This is a genomic window from Paenibacillus sp. FSL R5-0517 (genome assembly GCF_037974355.1).
Classification (GTDB): Bacteria; Bacillota; Bacilli; order Paenibacillales; family Paenibacillaceae; genus Paenibacillus.
Map to the genome: position 1 here is coordinate 2,023,866 of NZ_CP150235.1, position 21,321 is coordinate 2,045,186.

The window sequence follows — 21,321 nt, forward strand, 5'->3', positions numbered from 1 at the left end:
TATAAGGAAACAAGGCGCTGATGCAAACCGTTACATCATGTTCATGCCTATCACAATAAGTGCAACGAATAACAGAATCATCATTCCATTTAATATGGTTCCGATTATGGCAAAGACTTTCTTTCGATTCTTGAGGACAAGACCAATAATTCCAAGGATGCCTCCGGCGAGGTTGAGAATCAGACCGACCAAAATGGCTAATGAAGCCAGAACCACTGCTGGATGTAAGGCTATCTCTTCTGCCTGCAACGGGGTGAGCACTCCGATGGACTCGTTTATAGCCATGGTGGCAATAAAGAATATCAGAACGTAACCCAAAATCGCAACCAATCCTATGACAAAGCTGGCGATACCAGGTCCGGAATGTTTCAGTGGTACAATCGGTTGTCTCTCATGATCTGGTGGGTATGGATCATAACTGTTGTTATTGTATGGATCTGCATGGCCAGGGTTCTGATCCGTATTGTTATAACCTGAATTATAGGAATCGCGATTATCCATAATTGTGACTTGCCTCCCTTAAACATCTTATGAGTGTTATTAACCTAATTGATGAGTAATTACTAGCTTCATCCCATTTTCTAGGAACTGAAAACCAATCTTTTTGAACTGCACTTAAAATACAACGATGACATACCTGTTTACTTTTCCATAAATATCGATAAAAATCAAGGATTTACGCTTGTTTCCTACAATTTATAGGGCGGAGATAGAATTGTTAAGTATAAACAGACATATGATCTTTGAAGCCTCGTCCCGACTGGCAAAGGAGGAGTGGATTCGCTACAATGATAGGAGTGAAGAGTAGTTGAAATAAGGGAGAGAACTTACATGCAACGAAGATGGATGATGCTTGGAGCTGTAATGACCATGCTATCGGTGGCGATCGGCGCATTTGGTGCTCATATGCTTAAGGATACGATTGGGCCGGCGGCCATCGCTACATATGAGACGGGTGTGCAATATCACATGATTCATGCATTGGGCTTGCTCATTATTGGCTTGACGGCTGGTCAGCTTGGGGCATCGACGAAACTAAAGTGGGCAGCACGTTTGTTGTTTATCGGGATTATCGTGTTCTCGGGTAGTTTGTATGTGCTTAGCATTTCTGGTATCAAGATTCTAGGAGCCATCACACCGATTGGTGGGGTAGCCTTCATTGCTGGATGGTTGTTATTGGCATTAGATGTATGGCAGCGAGGTAAGGATCGCTCCTGATCGGGCCGAAGGAATCTCGGAGAGTTCAATCCTACATGAACCATCGAACTAAAAAAGCAACTTGCGTTAGAATGTCCCGTCATTCTAACGCAAGTTGCTTTTTGTTTATTCCGATGAAGTAGGTTACAGAAACTCATCGATTTCATTGGTTCGGAACGTATACACCTGTTTTTCATCGACATGGTATATGCTCACAATACTAGTATCCCGATCAAAATTCAAAATGCGGCATGGAATGCTCTGATGTTTACCGTTCTTATTATTGACCACAATACGGGTAAGTCGATTCTCTTTAATGAGCGTGTCAATCCACGCATCAAACGAATTTCCTTCGGAAATATTGGATGTTTGAGTAGAGGTCTTTTTCTCAATAGCAGGTGTTTCTTGCTTGTTCTGTGTTTTGGCTGGAGCAGTTGAGGTAGGTGTCTGCGTAGAACCGGACGCCTTCTGTGCCGCGCTCACTTGTGATTTTTTACGTTCATTGTGAAGTGTGACGAAAGAGTCCTTCTTGGACTGGAGTGTCGCTTCAATAATTTTGCCTAGCTCTATGCCGGATTGAATCCGAAAGTCCGCAATTTGTTCCTCTTTGTTTATGAACTCCAACAGGGACTGCAGTGCCAATGCATTTGAGCGGCTCTTAATAAGTATATCGACATTAAATAAAAAGCCGATTTCCTCTTGATTGGATAAGGTTTCTTTCATTCATCCCAGCCCCGTTAAAAGATATGTCAGCTTAAAAAAACGCTTCAATCCACTATATCATTAAAAATGAATTTATCATAGTGCTAGAGAAGGGGAAATATGCCGATTTGAAATGAATCAAGACCCGGATTGCCCTTTAATTTCTCCCCATAATAGAACTAATATTCTTCTTTTTTCATCCCCTGATCATCCTGTTCACCTGCGTCAGTCGCGCGGGTCTACTCTATAATTTATTTAATCAGGACAGGAAGCAACAGGGGGAATCGGGAATGGGCAATGCATATCAGGATCGATTGAGATACGTTTATAAAATTACATCTTCCAGAATTAGAAAAGCGGATTATGATCTGCATCTTACTTATCAAGAAGCGACAGTTAATGGAGAAGTGGCATCTATAGGAAATCATCAAGTGTTTCGTTTCATAGATCGTATTCGAGGCTACATGGAAAGGGAACAGAATCTGGCTAGAATCAAGCTGGATATAGAGCAATTAAAAGTTTTGAAAACCAATGCCGAGCATAAAAGAACAATGAAGAAACGACATGAAGAACTGAAAAATCTGAAATTTGTCGATGATTACCTGCTGGTGGTCATTGAAAATAATAAAGACTACGATCGGCTGAATTCATCGAAAGCTTTCTCCATCAACGGTAAGAAATACAAGCGGCTATTGGCGACAACAGGTGGGGCCAAAAGTTCGACGGTCATCTATGTGAGTGAGGATATTCATCCGCTTTTGGAGAAAAGATTGAATAATGGCAGAGATCCCAATAAAGAACTGGTTCCTGCCAAACTGGAGGCATACAAGGCCTTGGCTTGTAGTACAAGCACGCCTGTATCACATCCTGAACGTGTGTTGGTTGTTCATGATTGTATAACCGAATTTGGAGCGGACATTATTCAGATTGATGATACCGAGACAGAGTACCCTCGCATTGAGCGCAGGAAAAATGAGTCTATTCAAATGAACATGAGTGACGGATTCGGTCTTATCTCTCCTGCACTTAGTGAACGATGGGCAACCGAACTGGGGCATGCATATATCCCGAGTGGATTTTGTATTCGCAATAGCTTCTGTAAAGGAATGGTATTTACATTTGATTATCACGAATTTGCAGATCAAGTTGCAGGCAAGTATATGGTGGACGATGCCTGGGGTAATCCTGTGGATATCCGAGAAGTAGATCTGATCCTCACAACGTCGATGCTCAAACTATGGAGCTCGTATAACAGTATTGATGATTACCTGTTATGTTGCGGTTATTATGGCTACACGTTCAGCGTTACGAAAGTTACACCCGGAGAATTAGAGGATGAGCGTCATTTAAACTATCAGTTCATTCAGTCGCTTCAATTGGATGATAACGAGATTGGTGAACTCATTCGTCCCACTATTGACTCGATTACAGATGTACTGGGCGAGGACCATCGCAAGGCACTGTTATTTCTCAAAGGAATTCATATTCATGAGAATGACTACAGAAATAGTCCGGATGATTATATTAAAGGGCTGATGGTAGACCCGCGACTTATAGATGATCCTTTTGTACGGAGCAAAATCCATACCTTAATACGCAAACGAATGAATGAAGCCAAGATCGGTGTGCTGAGAGTCAAAGGCAATTTTAGCATTATATCTGGCGATCCCTATACATTGTGTCAGAGCATTTTTGGTATGCCTTTAACTGGACTGCTGAGTTCAGGTGAGTTTTACTCCAGCTATTGGAATGAGCGTCATGTTAATAGCGTGGCTTGCTTCAGAGCTCCAATGACTTGTCATAACAATATCAAGGTACTTCGTTTCCAAAATACAGATGAAATGCAGCATTGGTATCGCTATATGAGTACGGTCACGATCTTGAATTCATGGGATACGACGACGCATTCTCTGAATGGTGCAGATATGGATAGTGATCAAGTCTTGACTACGGATAACGCAACGATTCTTGGAGCAATTCAGGAGCTTGATGCGATTGTATGTGTGCAGAAAACTTCAGCCCAAAAAATTCCGGATGAGAAGGATCTAATCCAGGCCAACAAAGACAGCTTTGGAGATCTGATCGGTTTTACAACCAATAAAATCACGTCGATGTTCGATGTATTAGCCAATTATGAGGAGCATAGTGCAGAATATCAGGAAATGATGTACCGAATTCAATGTGGTCAGCATTATCAGCAAAATGCCATTGACCAAGCCAAAGGGATTGAATGTAAAAAGATGCCGAAACACTGGTATGATATTCGCGCTGCGGTAACGGATGAGTCAGCCTTGAAAATGGTAGCGCATAAGAAGCCTTATTTTTTCATATACAATGACCCGGAGCAGAAAAAAGAATATACCACCTATGTAGAAAAAACGAGTCAGAAGTGTTTGCAGTTATTTGGCTTGACTGTTGATGAATTGTATTCGAAGAAGGAACTATCACCGAATCAGGAACAGTTCCTGGCACAGTATGAACAGAGAATGCCTGTATCCAAGGCACCTTCCGTGATGAACCGGTTATGCCTTCAAGTGGAAGACGAGTTCAACAAGTTAAAGTTGAAACAGACCGCAAGGCCATTTGATCATACGATATTGATGAGTACCAAAAAATACTCCCAAGCTCGTTATAAAGAGATTCAACGATTATATCAGATGCATAACGAAGAACTACGTAGCTATATGACCAATTTACGCAAGAGCAAGGTGAGGAAGGAAGAAAGATCAGCCCGATGGCAGTTGTTTGTTTCCCGCTTTAAGGAGCAGGCGCTGGAGATCTGTAATAATGAAGAAGATCTGTGCAATATGATTGTGGACATGTGTTATCGAAATGCCGAGAAATCGAAGCAATTTGTATGGGATGTGTCGGGAGATCAGATTATTCGCAATCTGTTGCATAGCAATGATCACATCATCCATTATCCGGTGAGAGACCCGGACGGCGATATTGAATATGCCGGGAGAACCTTTAAAATGACACAAATGCATGTGAAGGAGCAGCGCCCTTGAAAATCATTCTGAATGAACGTCATCATGCCGAGCAGGCCATTGCACATGGGATCATGGATAAGAAGCCAACCAAAACGTTGATTTGTTTAGCTAAATATGGGCTTGAGAAGGGGAAGAACGTCGAAGATACGTACACGTTATTAAATCAGTTTATGACCCGATACTACCCAGACTACAATGCTGTCCAGTGGGATACATTCCTCAATCGCATCATTAAGCAGTCGCAGAAGTATATCAAGATAAGGGAGGATGCCAACAAGAGCACCCTAATCGAGATTGATCATGTACCAGTAATGCACGAAGAACTTCAAAAGATCAAACAACTCAAAAGTAAACGACTTGAGAGATTGGCCTTTGTTTTACTGGTATATAGCAAGATCAACAATCAAATCAATAAAAATGATACGTATTGGATTAATAATCAATGGAAAGAAATCTATGGCGATACCCAAATGGCAGTAAGCAAAAAAGATCAGGGGCTATTAGTGTACAAACTTATTCAGTTAGGGTATCTCAAAGAAAGTAATAGCGTAGATTCGACTAATGTACAGGTTTTGTTCGCTGTGGAGTATGGTGAGGTCGCCTTCCAGTTAGTTCGCTTCGATGACTTTGTGTTGGAGTACTCCCGCTGGAAAGGAGAGAATATTAAAAATTGTACCGTATGCGGAAAACGGATGCTGGCAAAATCGAACCGAATGAAATACTGCAAGGAATGTAAAAAAAACGGCATTAATCCCATTAGAAAACTTCTCTAAAGCTAGACACAGCAATGCTTCGCATGGTTGTTCAAGAATTTCTTTAATGATAAGCCAGAGACAGGTTTCCTAGTTAGGGGGAGGTATCAACTTGGAAACTGTCTTACAAAGAAAGCTACATAACGCTTAGGTAGGTGAATTATGTCAAATGGGATAACTTTAGCACACGTAGAGTCTTTAATTAGAGAAGCAGTGAAACATAGTAGCCCAGGGCAGCCTGGGGAATCTGGCGAAATTGAACTTGCTATCAGGCGGGCACTGGATGCTGCTAGCGAAGCCATGCAGGCTGCCGGAAAAGCAAAAGAGGCTTATCAAACGACTCGACTTGTTTATCAGAGTCCAGTTGCTAATTTTGAGGAGCTAAGTATGCAGTACCCTTCTCCTGAAATAGGCTGGACGGTACAAACGTACAAGGATGGCAAACGATATCGTTACGATGGAAAGACATGGGTAGAGATTGATGTATTTGGTCAAAACCTTCAGGTGGTTAATTCCGATTTGGATGGGCTCATGAGTACAGCTGAACATCTGAAATTAAATGAGATTCCGTTGGAAGTACAGGATCGCGTTATGGTCTTTTGCAAAGAATCACGGGTGTACCCGGAAGTACTGGGAATTTTAGCCCCCTTTCCATTCGATGGCGAGATTGTACATGTAAAGGGCTATTGTGGGGTTTCTGGAGATACCGCAACTGAGATCAGAATTGAACATTCCAAGGATCTCATTCACTGGCAGGATGTGATGGGAAGTTCACTGAAGTTTGAGGCACTTCAACATCAAGATGATGGTAAGGCTACATTTGAGATGAAAAAAGTGGAGGCTGGAGATATTTTCAGAATCAACATCATCGAAGCAGGTTCAAATATACAACATCTTACGATTCAATTAACAATCAGAACATAAATCAAAGGAGATGGATTATAATGACACAACCGATTATTTCATGGATGGATGCTACACATAGTAATGAGATTAGTGCACCGTTCGACTACAAGGTTATTGATGCAGATAGCAAAAGTGATATTTTTATCTTCAATGTATGGAACAATAAGAACGGTGCTTCGGACGTATCTAAAATGGAAGATTGCACGATTACTACGCGAGATATGACTGGTGGTACTGGTGACACAGAGGCTCATGATGTAGAAGTGGTGAAGAATAACTGGTTCCACGTTCAGGTTGACTCCTTGGGGGAGACAGACCTGGAAGAAGAAAGTTCACGAATTGGCAAGGATTTCTCTAAACCCATCGGAACAACAGGCAAGACAACTAAAGACCATACAGGAACCGCTTATGCAACACCATTTGCACCCGGGCCGAAAGAAATCTTGGGCGTGAGTAATAATGGAAATCCTCAAGATGCGGCTGGTAACTATGTGACCCTATCCATTCAATGTGTAGTACCGCTGAATGCAAAAAGTGGCAAGCAACAATTCAAAAAACGTATCTCTTATCGATACGTGTAAAAAAGAAACAATCATGAGGACAGGCTATTGCAGCCTGTCCTTTTTATTAAAAGGAGGAAGTCCTGTGATTCTAGGTAATACACAATTTACGCGCTCACCTGTATCTCAAGCTTATGTATGGATTGCAGATTATTATGATGGTACTTATTTAAGCGAATTTGATCTGCAGACTCAACAATCAAACAGTTTTTATAATATTAACAAAGAAAAGTTGGTCTCTTTCGGATTGATCGGGCAAGGATCTCACGTGTATCACAACGTTGCCAACGGTGTTTTTCATATTAATGCGGATCGGTACTCTGTATCTTACGTATGTGAAGAGCAAGAATACCCTTTAACGGGCAGGACCTTTCTATACAATGACATCATTCAATTCAAGAATGTTTCTTCAGATGTGAATATGAGTGGGCACTCAGGCCCTGGGAGTTCGGGGGCTTTCAATAATACGATTGAATGTTTTAACTTCGGATACAAAAAAACAATGAATTTGAATGATGTGCAGATTAACTTTCAATGTATTTGTTCCCTGCCTTTGAAAGAAACGGCCTTTCTCCAAATTAAAATTACCTCCAATCAGGACCTGCCTGGGCAATTGGTTATTCGTAAAAATGGATTTGTCATAGATCAAATCGTAGCTCCTCTGAAGGCAAATCATGCAGGGATCATAAACTGGGATATTCGTTGAGTTGGATTTTGACATGAGATAGGTGGTGATATTATGGCAATTCAAGAAATTGCACTAGAGATAGATCTATCGGTTGGTGTATTTCAAGATACCATATATGAGGATCAAAAGTTGAAACTAAGAGAGTTGAGCCAAGATGCGGACGGGAATTCAATCTATCCAGCTAATGGATCTTGGGAATCCACTCCCATTCGGATTCAGGATAAGATCGCTTCGTTTAAAGGTGTAGCTGCAAGTGTAGACGTAATGGGTGGAGCATCATACAAAATCTACTGGAGCACATCTGAGGATGGTTTTGAGTGGGGGGCGTATGAGGAGATCGTAACAGATGTAATTGCTCCTAAATCTCCAGCAAAGTATGCGAAGTTGAAAATTGAGATTGCAGCTGAGAGAGAATATTCGAATTTCTACATAGACGATTTCAAGGAGAAGGGAAAATACAGTAATCCTTTTATTGAAAGTGACACGGGTTCCCTAGGCTTAAAGAAGACATATCAATTGAACATGGAACGAGCCTCGGATACTCCAACAGGGACAGTATTACGTCAGAAGGTTGAAAATACGAAATTTAAAAAAGTGGATAGAATCAGACTAAGATAAGGGGGGATTTTATGTCAGTTCCAACGACGACGGGTTATTCAGAAATTCCACTAACAGGAAATCCATTAGCCAGTATGCTTTTGAAATATTTCTGCATGCCGTCAAAGTGGATAAAGGATTACTAATAGCAGAATAGAGTTACAAATAACGCATAACATGGGATTGGTTAAATTCAAATATATTCGTTGAAGGTTCGCCACGCATTATTAGTGGAACATCAGGTGTTATTCGTTGCCCAAGTGGTGGTGTTGCATATGCCAATGCAAGTGAAAATAAAGTTTTAACTTCAACTAATACAGGGTATGGGGCGTGGCCTAGTGGGCTTTCGTCCAGTATTTGAAAATTAGGAGGTGTAGTATATGGCAACTGTAGGAGATCAGCTAAAAGAACCGGAGGTAGGATGGAGGCGCTATGATGATACACATTCAGGTCTAACATACACAGGGAACTGGTACACTGCAACCAGCACAAATTATTATAAAGGTAGTGTAAGGGTGACAACCAAAGCCACCGATAGTAACTATGTTTCATTTAGGTTTTATGGGACAAAACTTAGGCTTATTGCAGACAGCAATTCAGATAGGCACTCTGACAATACTATCACTATAGATGGCATCACCGAATCTTTTTCTGAATATGGCGCTAGTGGCAACGTTCAACAGGCTATAGTTTATGAGAAAATTGGCCTACCTCCAGCATTTCACACAGTTACGATTACAGTAGGCCGTAATCGGATCAACTTTATCGTGGACGCTGTAGATATTGATGAGACAGGATATCTGAACGGATATGTTCTATTTGCACCAGAAGCAGGGTGGAAGAGGTATGATGATAATATATCCTCATTTAAATATGTTGGAAGTTTCACTAACGGTGTTGGTGCTGGTGCATACAATGGGTACTCTAATTACACTTCAACGATAGGTGACAAAATTGTTTTTGATTTTGAAGGAACCAAATTAAGATTAATTGGAGCGCGATATACCAATCGAAGTGACTTAATCGAAATTTACGTTGATGGAAAATTACTTGGAACTCATTCTCAACTAGGATCAGAACTTGCACAAGCACTTCAGGTTGAAATTGTGGGACTACCGAAAGCAAGGCATCGAGTAGAAGTGGTGAATAAATCCAGTGGACCAACGACCACTTTTATGGCTCTTGATGCAGTAGACATTGACTCCACCGGTCGTTTGCTTCATCCAGATGAAGTGACAGAAATAAAATTTTTAAAATTGGGAACAAGAATTAGAGCGAATTATATAACTGATTCCTCTGGCACTGTAGGAAGAATAAATAATTTAGGCAAAGAGACTAATGATTTCATTCCTGTAAATGGTAGTTCTTCTCCATATGGTGATTTTTACTTCATAATGGTTAATTTTGTTAATGGGAAAATTATACTAATAGCTGACCGTAATATTCAACATAGTTTGTCATGGAATACTTTGAATACATTTGGGTTTTCTAGCGTAGAGGGGATTACCCCTCCAAGTGGATTAGTAAGCTTTGTTCCTAAAATGAACTCAAACAACGCGCCTTATGGAGTGGCATCAGCAAGTTCTGTATATGAGGATACTGACTCATACAGAGCGTGGAGAGCTTTTGACAAAACAAGCACTGGATGGCTACATACTCGTAGTAGTGTGGTGGGTGCGTGGATTAGATATGGAATGGATATACCTAAAGTTTTAAAGGGATATTCTATACAAGTTGGAATAACTGCCTCTACGGACTCACCAACTGGATGGAGGGTTGAAGGTTCAAATAACAATGGGGCAACATGGGAGATTATCGACACTAAAACAGGGCAATCATGGTCGTCTAACCAAAAGAGAATTTATACAGTTCCGAATAATAATAAGGAGTTTAAAGACCATCGTGTTATTGTTACAACTAATGGCGGAGGTGCATACGCAAGAATTTCCGAAGTGGATTTCTTTGAAGATGGCGATCCTATATTAAACGCTAAGTTGCGCTTAATGTCAGGAGGAGAGAGTTCTACTGATGAAGATAATGAGTGGGATCGATATATAGTAAATTTTCAAATAGAAGGAAACATAATTGAAGGAAGTAATGATATATGGAATTGGAATAACATATCTTCTATAACTTCATCTGCCTACTCTGTTAATCCAGCAAATAGAGTTATTCGTGGGGGTTCCCATGTTGAGGATTTTGGAGATATAGCTGCGACTAATGTCACGGCTTTATCAACAGGATTTCGTCCCATATTAGAAATTGAAATAGAAGCGACAAATAAACATCTCATTAAACATAAAGGATCGTATAAGAAGTATCAAACTGAAAGTTCAGAATGGAATACAATTTCAGCTACTTTACCATCAGAAGATACTTTTATTAATGATGGGATGGACGATTTATCAGTTCTAGATAGGAAAAAAGAAGATTTCATTCAAAATATGACTGCCAATGGATCAATAGGATCAGGAAAGCTATTCAAAGGAAGTATCGATCTGAAAAAATATTTCGAAATAACAAATATAAATGTGAAGTAGAGTAAAATGCTCTATATCTTTTTGTTTATAGAATAATGATTTAATTAGAAAGGAGAGTTTAAAGATATGCATATATCGTGGAGAGCGTTTGACAATGTTTCTTTGAGTAACAATAATTTAACTGCCACATTACCTACGCATTTACAATCTACGATAGCAACAGGTAATGGAGTGTCTTCGGGGAAATGGTATTGGGAGGTGTTGGTTCAAAGTACAGGTGCAATTGTTGGAATAACTAGTACTACAGCAAGTGGACAGATATGGAATACTGTGAATCATAGAGGTTATTTTAGCGGAGCGGCAAAGTGGGGAGGAACTTCCGGTAGTTCTTATGGAACCACTTTTAGTATAGGAGATGTCATAAGTATACTATTAGATATGGATGCTGGAATAATAGAATTTTGGAAGAATGGTGTAACACAAGGTGTAGCTTTCACTAACGTTAAATCTCTTGGAACTGTGTATCCCTTTTACGGAAACCCAACAGGAACTGGTATACCGTCAACTGCAACTGCTAGATTTGAAAGAAAAGCATTCTCTTATCAAGTTCCAGATGGATATTTACACTATGATATTAAAGATAAAATCTTTCTTTCATCTGGTTATAAAAACTATTGCCTTGAATATGTAGTTAGCAGAGAAAATGCTGTGCCAGTTATGACATCGGCTTCAAATATTAATGCAAAAGTAACTGCAAGTGCTTACAACGCTTCTGACTATCCTTGGTATGCGTTTGATGGAATTGTAAACGCCACAGCTAGACCGTTTTGGTATACAAATTCAACCTCACCAGAAGGAGGACATTGGTTACAAGTTGAATTTGAAAACCCAAAGGTAGTTTCAGGAATATCTTTAGTATCACTACTTATAACTGGGAGTTCATACTCTATCAAAGAGTTTGAATTGTATGGATCTAATGATGGTGCTGTATATGAGAAGCTATATATGAACACACAACCTAATGGAGGAACGAAGATATATTACGATTTTGAGAATACTAAAGCATATTCATCTTATCGACTAAACATTTTGAGTTCTTATCATTTAGTCACTACAGTTGGGGTAAGTGAAATGGAAATATTTCAGAAGAATAATGAGATTATGTACGTATTGGATACAAGTGATGAAATTAGCTTTAACAAGTATGGCATGAAAAGTAATAAATCATTTAATGGTGCGGTTGATAAGATCAAAGATGTGATTAAAACGAATTTTTCCTTAGATTCAGGTAAAACCTTTGAACACATAATTGATATGTTAAAACGCCGAGTAGATAAAATCACCCTCGGTTAATCTAGAACACCTCTATACGATGTGTTTTATTTATTTTTGGGAAGGAGATGCTCCATTTATGGAAATAATCCCAGTTACATTAAACCCAAACGATATGGGTTCAGGGTTCACTCTATCTAATGGTAACCTTACCATAGTCACCTCAACTGATTATCGTGCTATTCGTGCTACACACGGTAAGTCAAATGGTAAATGGTATTGGGAGGTTAAAAATGATGCTGGAGTAAAAAACGTCCATATTGGGGTTTCCAACAAATCATTCTCTTTAACAGGGAATATTGTTGCAGATAGCTCAATGTGGAGAACTTATTATGGTAACAGCGGGAACAAGTATCCAGAAAATACAGTATACAGTACAGTATGGGATGTTGGGACAGTTGTAGGTGTCGCACTTGATCTTGACAATGGAACATTAGAGTTTTTTAAGAATGGTGTTAGTATGGGCATTAGTCACACTAATGTAAAGGAATTAGGAGAAGTTTATCCTACTCTAGGCTCATTTAGTTCAAACAGTAAAACAGTGACAATTAATTTTGGTGTAAGACCCTTTGTACATAATGTTCCTTCTGGATATAAAGCGTACAACGTAGTTTACTCTAATAAATTTTTAATTTCATCAGAGGGCAAGCACTATAGCATTACAAATAAATACAAAGATAATGCTATACCTGCAATGACATCTAACACTACTCCATCAGGTGTTGTTGATGCAAGTTCGACTTACACAACATTTTATCCATGGAAAGCATTTGATAGAATTGTTGATCCAAATGGATGGGTTGCCGCTAGTGGAACTTTGGTGGGATGGTTAAGCTATGAGTTTCCTCAGGCCAAAGTGATATCTGCATATTCTATTAAAGCTGGAACAACTCCAGTCAACAGACCTCCAAAAACGTGGACATTTGAGGGATGGAATGGTACGAAATGGGTTATCCTTGACACCCGAATAAATGAGCCTAACTTTACTGTAGAAGAGTTCCGTCTTTACGGGTTTAAAAATAAAGTTGGGTTCAAGAAATATAGAATTAATGTTACTGCCAACCAAGGGGCTGGAGACTTCTTGGCGATTGGTGATTTGGGTATGTATGAAGCTGAAAGGTACATATCTTTCGTGGGAAATTCGGAAGGAAGTATTCTTGAACATGGGATGAGTAAAGGAATGATTATTGAGTTGGAGGATGAATTCAACGAAAGAAGATCATTGGTTAAAGATAGTGAAAAAATCGGTTCAGGTAAAGTTTTTATACAAAAAATCGACACTAGCAAAATGCCATTGAAGAAAGTATCGATCACTTAAGTAAGTAAAATGAAATTGTTTTATTTATATTTAGAAAGGAGATGGTATTATGGCAAAGCTTGTGAATATCGTACCTCCTATGACATCTTACACTTCACCTTCAGGAGTAGTAAGCTACAATGGTCAAAATGGTGCATACTACGCTTATAAAGCATTTGATAGAAGTCAAGGTACGTTCTACGGAACCTATCGTGTCACTAATACATGGATTTCTTACAGGTTTCCAACCTCTGTAAAATTGGCAGGGTACTCCATGTATTGCTTGGAAAATAACTCACCACCCCGATCTTGGGTTCTAGAAGCAAGTAATGATGCAGTTACATGGGACCTAATTGACACAAGAAATGATTATGTAGTCGCATCATGGGCAAGCAGTAGAAAAGTCACTTTTAATATCGCTCCCGCTAAAGCCTATCTCAACTATAGAGTTCGGGTAACAAGAAATAACACTTCTGAGGTAATCAATATTCATGAGATTGAATTCATGGATTTGGTCTATGACCGTAAGTATTTAGTTCAAGACAGCTCAACCTACAAGTATTACGCAAGCGGACAATGGCAAGTAACTTCAGGATTACCCACCGAGCAGGATTATTTAAACTTTGGAATGGACGACATCTCCATCATACCTGAATCAGCATGGGCGCAACTTCAAGGCGAAGTGGAACTATGCTACTACACCGACGACCCAACCAAAACAGAAGTATCCTTCAACATCGAAACGGAACCCTTCACCCTAGCCGAAGAATGGGAAGACAAAGAGATCAAAATCATCGAATACACCGATGACCCGAATCAAACCGAATCAACGATTACAATTGAAACTGAACCTTTTACCATCTATGACGAATTGGGTGATAGTGTGGATGTTCTATACTACACAGACGATCCCTCTAAAACGTCAGCTGAACTAAATATCACGGCTAACTACTCCCCATTGGATGAACTTGAGGGAGATTTTGACGTGGTTACGTGGACGAATGATGAAGAGGTTATTGCCGGTAATCGGGACATGATGCTAACGTATGACGCGCTACCGTTTGAGCAATTAATTGTGCAACCAGCAGACATAGCGTTATATGGAGACGTGAAAAAGGTTGTAGCTATGAAAGTAACGGAGAACATTCCGGAAGGTATATTAAGAATGGCTGCTTCGTTCGATTCGGGGCTTACATGGAAGACATACCGTTTTAACAAATGGTTCGATATGGATATCAAGGATACAACCTTATTCAAAAGAAAAGGAATGAATCTGGACACACTCAACGCGATTCCTGAAAAGGATCTAATCGGTTTAACAAGAATCGCCTATTACTTCGATAGCAGCAAGCATTATGAAAACAGCTATTTGCTTGATGAAGTGAAGATGGTCGTTGATGCACCGCGACATGCAGTGGAGTTTAGAGATATGTCACTGCAACTGTTAAACACCACAGCCACAATTGACCTGACCTTCTCTGGTAACAAACTTACAGGTGTGCTGGATGATGCAGATCAAGGCAAGGTTAAGTACCGCGTGTTGTTGAACGGTAAAACGTATTATCCGGCGGATGGCAATTTTACACGACTAGCAGCTTCTCCATTCAATATCGAACTCAATATCGACGAGAGAAATGTACATTTTGGCGTAGAGAATACGCTGAAGGTTGAATTTCAGGATTATTGGGGTGCCGTAGACTCCTGGGAAACCAAGTTTATCGGATCGTATTCAGGATTAATGTTTATGGATGAGTCTGGAGACTTTCTGTCAGATACCTTTGGCGGAATTTTGAAACAACTCGATTATGGGGTGATTATTGCCGGACAGACGACGTTAACGAAGAAAGTCAGAATCAAAAACTTGCTTGGATACGCTGTGGATCATGTATACCTGGAGATGGATAAAAAATTCGAAACGGATGGGGTTGATGTCCAATTATCCAGACAGGCCGATCCGTTTCTTCCGATCGATTATCTGACCTATGGCCTGATCCAACCGGAGGATAGCATCGATTTTTATATTCGCATCGCAACGGATATTCATGCCAAGCCGAACCCGAATGGTAATTTTGAAATGAAGGTCACAGCAGACCGTGTATAGCTCTCAATACAATGAGACAGGAAGTGAGTGGAATTAATAACGAGGAGACTCTATTAGATAGTGTTATACATATTAAAAGTCCGGAAAATCGTTTTGCAGCAAAGTATATCCTATACAATCAAGTCGATGAAGAACTGTCTTCGACCCTAATAGCTGCTACAAGAAAAGTAAGCGAGGTTGTCTCTACTGTATCCGTACGTGTCAGACGTTCACAGGAATTAACCAATTCACTATATGTGATGTACAAGTCGCAAGGAGATCTGAACGCAACCATTCAAGCGGCATCCAAAGTTGATCTTGAAGGCATGCTATACGTTCGGCCACATAACCGTGCGCACGGCAAATACGAATTATTGGAAGCACCTCGTGTGACTGTTGACCTAAAGCCTGTTGCTGATGCAACCACACGAAGTCAAACTCACCTGCAGACAATCAACTTTGGTGATACACAGCGCATGATGATCGGCAGCGACGAGATGGAACAATTCGAATCATTCATACATTTCGGTGATTTGGATACCAGAATACCTGATCTGTTATATTTGGAAAAAGCTAAATTGAGGTTGTATTATACAGGAACCCTGGCACCTGGAGCACATATTGAGCTGCATCAGCCGGATACATTGTGGCGGGAGTACGGAATTACGTATGCAAACAGACCTCATTCCATTCAGCTCTTATCGTCCAGTTATGTTATTAATACGACTGAACGTTATGTTGAGTTTGATATGATGGCTTTACTTCAGATGTGGAGAGAAGGCATGCTTTCGAATGTTGGAATGATTATTCAGTCTAGAGGTAACACGCCGATATATTTCAACACTCGCGAGTCTTCCAAACCACCTGTTTTGCAAATTAAATATATCACTTCTCAGATCTATTCCATCGGTCGAACCGAAATCAGAAGTGAAATTTTTATTTATGGTGCAGGTCGCAAAGATATAGCTTCATCGTTAGTTGTACACAGTGATATTGGGCTGGATTGGCTCAAATCTCAGTTGTACATCCACCGCTATGAGGATCACATGCATCATGATATACCTCAAGTCATCGCGGTCAGCCGTCCGGAACTGGATGCAGACCTGACTATAGCTAAACGTATAGATGCAGAACTGGATTCGAACATTTCTATTGTTGAAAGTAGAACAGAAGAGAAGGAAACATGGATTGCTGTTTCTAAACCCGAGCTTCATTCGCAGTTCATTACTGCTATACGAACAACTAAGGATACAGACGGTAATCTTGCGGTTAGAACAGGTCTGGACGACGCAAAAATTGTAGAAATCGCAGTTTCTCATCCTGACTTACCTTCAGTTATTACAGTAGATAGACAAATGTCTCTGGTCAGCACGTTAACGATATCACAGTTGTTCGATGATGGACGGGATACGAGTTTAATTGTATCCATACCTGATCTACATGCTTCATTGGATGTCTCCAATTATACAAAAGCAACTTCAACGTTGGGGGCTTTGCTAACGGTCATGTACGACGGTGATTCGACTGTCATTTCGGAGATTAAGGTTAATAAACCTGATCTGAATAGTGTTCTTCAAGTCAGAGCATTAGATCATGATGAGAGGACAGCGAGTCTTGAGATTCCTTATTTGGAAGAACAGCCTGGGCAATTATATATCTCCAGACCTGATGTACTATCGAGCATTGAGGTCAAGTATATGGATGTAATGGATGGCCACATTAGTATCAAAGAAAGAGAATACTTGGATGGTTATCTTCAGGTGCGAGAGTGGAAGGATATGCAGTCTACGGTAGATGTGAGACAGATTGTGGATGTGGCTACTGAAATGACAATTTCCAAGCCTGATCTGGCCGCTTATGTCCTACCTAGAGTTATTGCGAATGAGGAGTTAGGTTCGATCACAAGTATCCGTAAACGGGATGCCAGTGATTTAGTGACCACAGTGATTGTGAAGAGTCCAGGGAATCAAGCGTATTTTTACATTTTATAAATGAGTTAACTATCAAAGAGGGCATTGGCCCTCTTTTTTTTTGCGTTTAGGATCATGTCCAACTCTAAGCATCTGTACTTTATTATGTAACAGTCCTCTTCTCGTTATGATACAATGTGTTTATCACATATTAAGGAATGAAGACCATGCGTCAAGAGGACAGTGTATTTGAACAAATTATGAAGCAGAAGAGATTGAGGACGATCAAGTCTGGAACTGATAATCTTCAAGTAGAGCCAATACATAAAAAGAAACTAGCTCAGGAGCAATTAAGTGCATTGGATATTAAGTTCAAAAATTCGGTAGCTGAATCAGTAGACCGCAGTGTACTTCATAGACGTGTACTGGGAATTAGAAGAGAGTTAACGGAGATAAGGAAATTAAAGAATGATGAGCATACGTTTTAAGGTAGGTCCACTTTGACCAGTTAAATTAACTCGTCTTCTTAACTCGAGAAGCTGATTAGATGTTATCAAACACTCCGAGATAAACTTTTAGACACTTAAAAATGATTATTATGAGAGCTGCCTTCCGAGGTGGCTTTTTTTATATTTTAAAGAAAACATACTTTTACATCTAAGTCTGCGAGAAGAATTACCAACAAAATATTCGAAAGATAAGTACCTACATTTTCTCAAACACGGCAGGTGTCCACACGACAATCCCGAATGAGGCATACAATTATCGTGACCTGTGGAAGAGGAGGTGGATCGGGAAATTATGGTGACGATGGAGCCCATTGTAGTTGGAGAGCATGTATTGGTTGGGGTAGAAGTCAAGCTGCCCAAAACAACGTTGTTGACCATTAATACATCCAAAGGATATATCATGTGTGGAGCACTCGATGTGGGATTACTTAATGAGAAGCTCGGGGATCGCAAAATTATTGCGGCTCGGGCGGTTGGTGTGCGTACACTGGAGCAGTTATTGCATGCACCTATGGAGTCGGTGACCACAGAAGCCGAGGCCATGGGCATTACGGTTGGCATGACGGGTGTAGAGGCTTTGTTGAAAATGATTTAATCACTAACAAAAGGGCTCCCCATAAGGGAAGCCCTTCTTTAGCATCGTAATATTGGCCTGGCACATCGTAGGCACCAACGCTATACACGACACTCTCTTCTTGAATACTCTTATTAAGTTAAGCTTCTTCCTTTGCGAACAAAGCAGCCAAATTTTCCTTGAAAGGTGCGCGAACCACGCCTTTTTCCGTGATAATAGCTGTTACATATTCGTTAGGCGTTACGTCGAACGCCGGATTAAATACTTTAACACCTTGCGGTGCGGTACGTTTGCCAAACCCTTCGGTGACTTCCTCGGCTGCTCGTTCCTCAATCGGAATAAGATCTCCGGATGGAGTAGACAAGTCGATCGTCGACAATGGGCTAGCTACATAGAACGGAATGTTGTGAGCCTTGGCAAGAACGGCCACACTGTAGGTTCCGATTTTGTTAGCTACGTCACCGTTCGCTGCAACCCGGTCTGTTCCGACGATAACGGCTTGAATCCAGCCTTTGGACATCACCATGCCTGCCATATTATCACAGAGCAACGTAACGTCAATGCCGGCTTGCTGAAGCTCAAATGCAGTCAGTCGTGCACCCTGAAGTACAGGACGAGTCTCGTCTGCAAATACTTTCAAATGGATACCGCGTTCCTGTGCGAGATACATTGGAGCGGTTGCCGTACCGTATTTCGCTGTAGCCAGTCCGCCTGCATTACAGTGAGTGAGCACACCCATACCATCCTCGAACAAAGGTAGTGCATTCTCGCCGATCATGCGGCATACTTCTTCATCTTCCTTCTGGATCAACAGAGCTTCAACTTCAAGGGCATCATTGCCCTCCTCCAGGCTCAAGCCGGATTCAACAACCACATTTGCTCTTTGCATCATGCGATCCAGCGCCCAGAACAGGTTCACTGCTGTTGGACGGGAAGTCGCCAGATGAGCACAGATGGATTTTACATGATCCAGCCAGCCTTGAATGGTTGTTCCATCGTATGATTTGGCACCTAATACAACACCAAATGCAGCAGCAATACCTATCGCTGGAGCACCGCGTACTTTCATGGAGTGGATCGATTCCCATACTTCCTCGGGTGTATAGAGTTTCAGCATAAGAATGGTTTCGGGCAATAGACGCTGGTCAAGCATTTCAAGTTTGTCCTTTTTCCAGATCAGAGAGGACAGAGGCTGATATTCAGGGGTTGTCATGGGTGGTTCCTCCGTTCCTTGTGTTAAGCCTTAGTCGTAGTAACCGCTGTAGATACAATATCCAGTACTTCACCGATGGTATTCAAACGGCGATTGTTTTTGATTAACGCTTTACCAATGGTCAATGATTTACGCTGAGCACGTTCACGTTCAGTTGCATTCGGAATGGTATCTATATCCGCCACGTGAGCGAGTCCCACGATACGACGAACCATTTTGGCACCTGCGAAGCCGATCGACTCTCTGAACAATTGCTGCACATACAGCTCCTGATACCCAGGCGTTTTTGCCATCGGATCCACCAGGTCGTTAGCCCAGAGGGCACGGAAACGGGATTCGAATTCAGTCCATACATCACGAACCATATTCAGCAAAAGCGTTTCACGCTCACGTAAAGCAGTCTCATCCTGAATCCATCCTGGCAGGGATGCGTAATTTAAGAGCAGGTTTGCAAGGACTGCACCGACATCGAATCCCATGGGGCCGTAAAATGCAAATTCGGGATCGATGACTTTGGTCGATTCAGGTGTAACAAAAATACTGCCTGTATGCAGATCTCCATGAAGCAATGCCTGTCCATGTGTCAGGAATTTTTCCCGCAGCAGGGCCACTTCAAGGTGGAGCTCCCCATCCGTGCGAAGGGCGTCAGCTTCATCTTCAATGGAAGCATCATAATTATTTTTTTCAGCGATCCGGTAGGGTTCATCAAAGATCAGATCTTCCGTTATTTTGCATTGGTCCGGGTTAATGAATCTGCCCTGTTGTTCCTTCTTCAATTGCTGATCCATACCCAAGTCGGATGTGAAGAACAGCGTTCTCGCCATGAATTCCCCAATATGCTGTGCAAAAAGAGGATAGGAAACACCTTCAATCAGACCCTTGCGCATGATCACATGATCACTCAGATCTTCCATAACGGTTAATGCGAGGTCATCATCGTAATGATACACTTTCGGTACCATCCCTGGACACAGACGGTACTCTTCTTGAAGAATCTCACGTTCAATTCGGGCACGTACAAGAGAGAGTGGCCATGATTCTCCAACCACTTTCGCATAAGGAAGCGCCTGTTTGATAATGATACTTTTATCGGAGTTCTGATCCGTGATGTGGAATACCAAATTCAGATTGCCGTCGCCGATCTCGTGACAATCCAGATTTGCATCTGCCGCAAATGGACCCGGTAATGTTTTGGCCAGTTCAATTGCATCCTGGGGGGTTAAAGGGCGATATTGGGACAAAGGTGCCACCTCCATATATATGAAGAAACAGGAAAACCCACTTCTTTGCTTGGTATATGTCAGTATATCGGAAATAGCGCGGTTTTTGAACTTTTTTTTGAGACAACCCAAGTTGATCCTGATTCGAACTTCCTGTTCAAGGGTAAAAACAAATAGGCCGGACAGTTGAGAAAAACGCTGATCATGAGCCTCTCCGCTACCAAGCGGTGACACATTATTAACTCTCTGTTATGCATTGCGGGACAACCTGCTTATCACGGCATGACAGGCTAATTTTAAATAAAAGGATG

At 41.1% G+C, this 21,321-nt stretch carries 18 protein-coding genes; 14 read left to right on the forward strand and 4 right to left on the reverse strand.

Annotation, left to right across the window (positions count from 1 at the left end; translation table 11 throughout):
* Window positions 1-30 precede the first annotated feature (30 nt).
* The gene (locus MKX40_RS09100; RefSeq protein WP_339240928.1) at window positions 31-501 is read right to left on the reverse strand and encodes a hypothetical protein; all 471 of its coding nucleotides are present in this window, start codon (window positions 499-501) and stop codon (window positions 31-33) included.
* Window positions 502-831: 330 nt separating this feature from the next.
* Between MKX40_RS09100 and MKX40_RS09105 the strand changes: the two genes are divergently transcribed.
* The gene (locus MKX40_RS09105; RefSeq protein ID WP_091032639.1) at window positions 832-1,218 is read left to right on the forward strand and encodes a DUF423 domain-containing protein; all 387 of its coding nucleotides are present in this window, start codon (window positions 832-834) and stop codon (window positions 1,216-1,218) included.
* Window positions 1,219-1,341: 123 nt separating this feature from the next.
* Here MKX40_RS09105 and MKX40_RS09110 read toward each other — a convergent pair whose 3' ends face one another.
* Window positions 1,342-1,920: a hypothetical protein gene (locus MKX40_RS09110; RefSeq protein ID WP_339240930.1), complete on the reverse strand. Its 579-nt coding sequence runs from the start codon at window positions 1,918-1,920 to the stop codon at window positions 1,342-1,344.
* A gap of 269 nt (window positions 1,921-2,189) precedes the next feature.
* On the opposite strand from MKX40_RS09110, the gene MKX40_RS09115 reads away from it, so the two are divergent.
* From MKX40_RS09115 to MKX40_RS09175, 13 genes are all read left to right on the forward strand, one after another.
* Window positions 2,190-4,910, forward strand: a complete 2,721-nt coding sequence (locus MKX40_RS09115) for a hypothetical protein (protein WP_339240931.1) — start codon at window positions 2,190-2,192, stop codon at window positions 4,908-4,910.
* Window positions 4,907-5,665 (forward strand): hypothetical protein, encoded by a 759-nt coding sequence (locus MKX40_RS09120; protein WP_339240932.1) that lies wholly within the window; start codon window positions 4,907-4,909, stop codon window positions 5,663-5,665. The genes MKX40_RS09115 and MKX40_RS09120 overlap by 4 nt, the downstream gene beginning before the upstream one ends.
* A gap of 141 nt (window positions 5,666-5,806) precedes the next feature.
* Window positions 5,807-6,568 carry a hypothetical protein gene (locus MKX40_RS09125; protein ID WP_339240933.1) on the forward strand — a complete coding sequence of 254 codons (762 nt, stop codon included), beginning with the start codon at window positions 5,807-5,809 and terminating at the stop codon, window positions 6,566-6,568.
* A gap of 20 nt (window positions 6,569-6,588) precedes the next feature.
* Window positions 6,589-7,131 carry a hypothetical protein gene (locus MKX40_RS09130; protein ID WP_339240935.1) on the forward strand — a complete coding sequence of 181 codons (543 nt, stop codon included), beginning with the start codon at window positions 6,589-6,591 and terminating at the stop codon, window positions 7,129-7,131.
* On the forward strand, window positions 7,076-7,816 hold the full coding sequence (locus tag MKX40_RS09135) for a hypothetical protein (protein ID WP_339240937.1): 741 nt from the start codon (window positions 7,076-7,078) through the stop codon (window positions 7,814-7,816). Before MKX40_RS09130 ends, MKX40_RS09135 begins: the two co-directional genes overlap by 56 nt.
* Window positions 7,817-7,849: 33 nt before the next feature.
* Window positions 7,850-8,416, forward strand: a complete 567-nt coding sequence (locus MKX40_RS09140) for a hypothetical protein (protein ID WP_339240938.1) — start codon at window positions 7,850-7,852, stop codon at window positions 8,414-8,416.
* Window positions 8,417-8,775: 359 nt separating this feature from the next.
* On the forward strand, window positions 8,776-10,935 hold the full coding sequence (locus MKX40_RS09145) for a hypothetical protein (RefSeq protein WP_339240939.1): 2,160 nt from the start codon (window positions 8,776-8,778) through the stop codon (window positions 10,933-10,935).
* A gap of 66 nt (window positions 10,936-11,001) precedes the next feature.
* Window positions 11,002-12,228: an SPRY domain-containing protein gene (locus MKX40_RS09150; RefSeq protein ID WP_339240941.1), complete on the forward strand. Its 1,227-nt coding sequence runs from the start codon at window positions 11,002-11,004 to the stop codon at window positions 12,226-12,228.
* A gap of 58 nt (window positions 12,229-12,286) precedes the next feature.
* Window positions 12,287-13,525 (forward strand): SPRY domain-containing protein, encoded by a 1,239-nt coding sequence (locus MKX40_RS09155; protein ID WP_339240942.1) that lies wholly within the window; start codon window positions 12,287-12,289, stop codon window positions 13,523-13,525.
* A gap of 49 nt (window positions 13,526-13,574) precedes the next feature.
* Entirely contained in the window at window positions 13,575-15,605 is a 2,031-nt protein-coding gene (locus MKX40_RS09160; RefSeq protein ID WP_339240943.1) for a hypothetical protein, read from the forward strand.
* Between the two features lie 23 nt (window positions 15,606-15,628).
* A complete protein-coding gene (locus MKX40_RS09165) occupies window positions 15,629-17,575 on the forward strand; it encodes a DNRLRE domain-containing protein (RefSeq protein WP_339240944.1) in 1,947 nt (648 codons plus the stop codon).
* A gap of 146 nt (window positions 17,576-17,721) precedes the next feature.
* Window positions 17,722-17,982 (forward strand): hypothetical protein, encoded by a 261-nt coding sequence (locus MKX40_RS09170; protein ID WP_339240945.1) that lies wholly within the window; start codon window positions 17,722-17,724, stop codon window positions 17,980-17,982.
* 313 nt (window positions 17,983-18,295) lie between these two features.
* On the forward strand, window positions 18,296-18,598 hold the full coding sequence (locus MKX40_RS09175; protein ID WP_017689545.1) for a DUF1805 domain-containing protein: 303 nt from the start codon (window positions 18,296-18,298) through the stop codon (window positions 18,596-18,598).
* 118 nt (window positions 18,599-18,716) lie between these two features.
* On the opposite strand, the gene mtnA is transcribed toward MKX40_RS09175, so the two are convergent.
* Both mtnA and mtnK read right to left on the reverse strand, forming a co-directional pair.
* Window positions 18,717-19,790: an S-methyl-5-thioribose-1-phosphate isomerase gene (gene mtnA, locus MKX40_RS09180; RefSeq protein WP_339240946.1), complete on the reverse strand. Its 1,074-nt coding sequence runs from the start codon at window positions 19,788-19,790 to the stop codon at window positions 18,717-18,719.
* Window positions 19,791-19,813: 23 nt separating this feature from the next.
* Window positions 19,814-21,031 (reverse strand): S-methyl-5-thioribose kinase, encoded by a 1,218-nt coding sequence (mtnK, locus tag MKX40_RS09185; RefSeq protein ID WP_339240948.1) that lies wholly within the window; start codon window positions 21,029-21,031, stop codon window positions 19,814-19,816.
* Window positions 21,032-21,321 lie beyond the last annotated feature (290 nt).

What these genes read in the sequence shown, in the direction of transcription:
- MKX40_RS09150 (WP_339240941.1), top strand. Translation starts at nt 11,002, where the DNA reads ATGCATATATCGTGGAGAGCGTTTGACAATGTTTCTTTGAGTAACAAT.
- MKX40_RS09140 (WP_339240938.1), top strand. Translation starts at nt 7,850, where the DNA reads ATGGCAATTCAAGAAATTGCACTAGAGATAGATCTATCGGTTGGTGTA.
- MKX40_RS09130 (WP_339240935.1), top strand. Translation starts at nt 6,589, where the DNA reads ATGACACAACCGATTATTTCATGGATGGATGCTACACATAGTAATGAG.
- MKX40_RS09110 (WP_339240930.1), bottom strand. Translation starts at nt 1,920, where the DNA reads ATGAAAGAAACCTTATCCAATCAAGAGGAAATCGGCTTTTTATTTAAT.
- MKX40_RS09105 (WP_091032639.1), top strand. Translation starts at nt 832, where the DNA reads ATGCAACGAAGATGGATGATGCTTGGAGCTGTAATGACCATGCTATCG.
- MKX40_RS09155 (WP_339240942.1), top strand. Translation starts at nt 12,287, where the DNA reads ATGGAAATAATCCCAGTTACATTAAACCCAAACGATATGGGTTCAGGG.
- MKX40_RS09100 (WP_339240928.1), bottom strand. Translation starts at nt 501, where the DNA reads ATGGATAATCGCGATTCCTATAATTCAGGTTATAACAATACGGATCAG.
- mtnA (WP_339240946.1), bottom strand. Translation starts at nt 19,790, where the DNA reads ATGACAACCCCTGAATATCAGCCTCTGTCCTCTCTGATCTGGAAAAAG.
- MKX40_RS09145 (WP_339240939.1), top strand. Translation starts at nt 8,776, where the DNA reads ATGGCAACTGTAGGAGATCAGCTAAAAGAACCGGAGGTAGGATGGAGG.
- MKX40_RS09125 (WP_339240933.1), top strand. Translation starts at nt 5,807, where the DNA reads ATGTCAAATGGGATAACTTTAGCACACGTAGAGTCTTTAATTAGAGAA.
- MKX40_RS09115 (WP_339240931.1), top strand. Translation starts at nt 2,190, where the DNA reads ATGGGCAATGCATATCAGGATCGATTGAGATACGTTTATAAAATTACA.
- MKX40_RS09175 (WP_017689545.1), top strand. Translation starts at nt 18,296, where the DNA reads ATGGTGACGATGGAGCCCATTGTAGTTGGAGAGCATGTATTGGTTGGG.
- MKX40_RS09160 (WP_339240943.1), top strand. Translation starts at nt 13,575, where the DNA reads ATGGCAAAGCTTGTGAATATCGTACCTCCTATGACATCTTACACTTCA.
- MKX40_RS09170 (WP_339240945.1), top strand. Translation starts at nt 17,722, where the DNA reads ATGCGTCAAGAGGACAGTGTATTTGAACAAATTATGAAGCAGAAGAGA.
- MKX40_RS09135 (WP_339240937.1), top strand. Translation starts at nt 7,076, where the DNA reads ATGCAAAAAGTGGCAAGCAACAATTCAAAAAACGTATCTCTTATCGAT.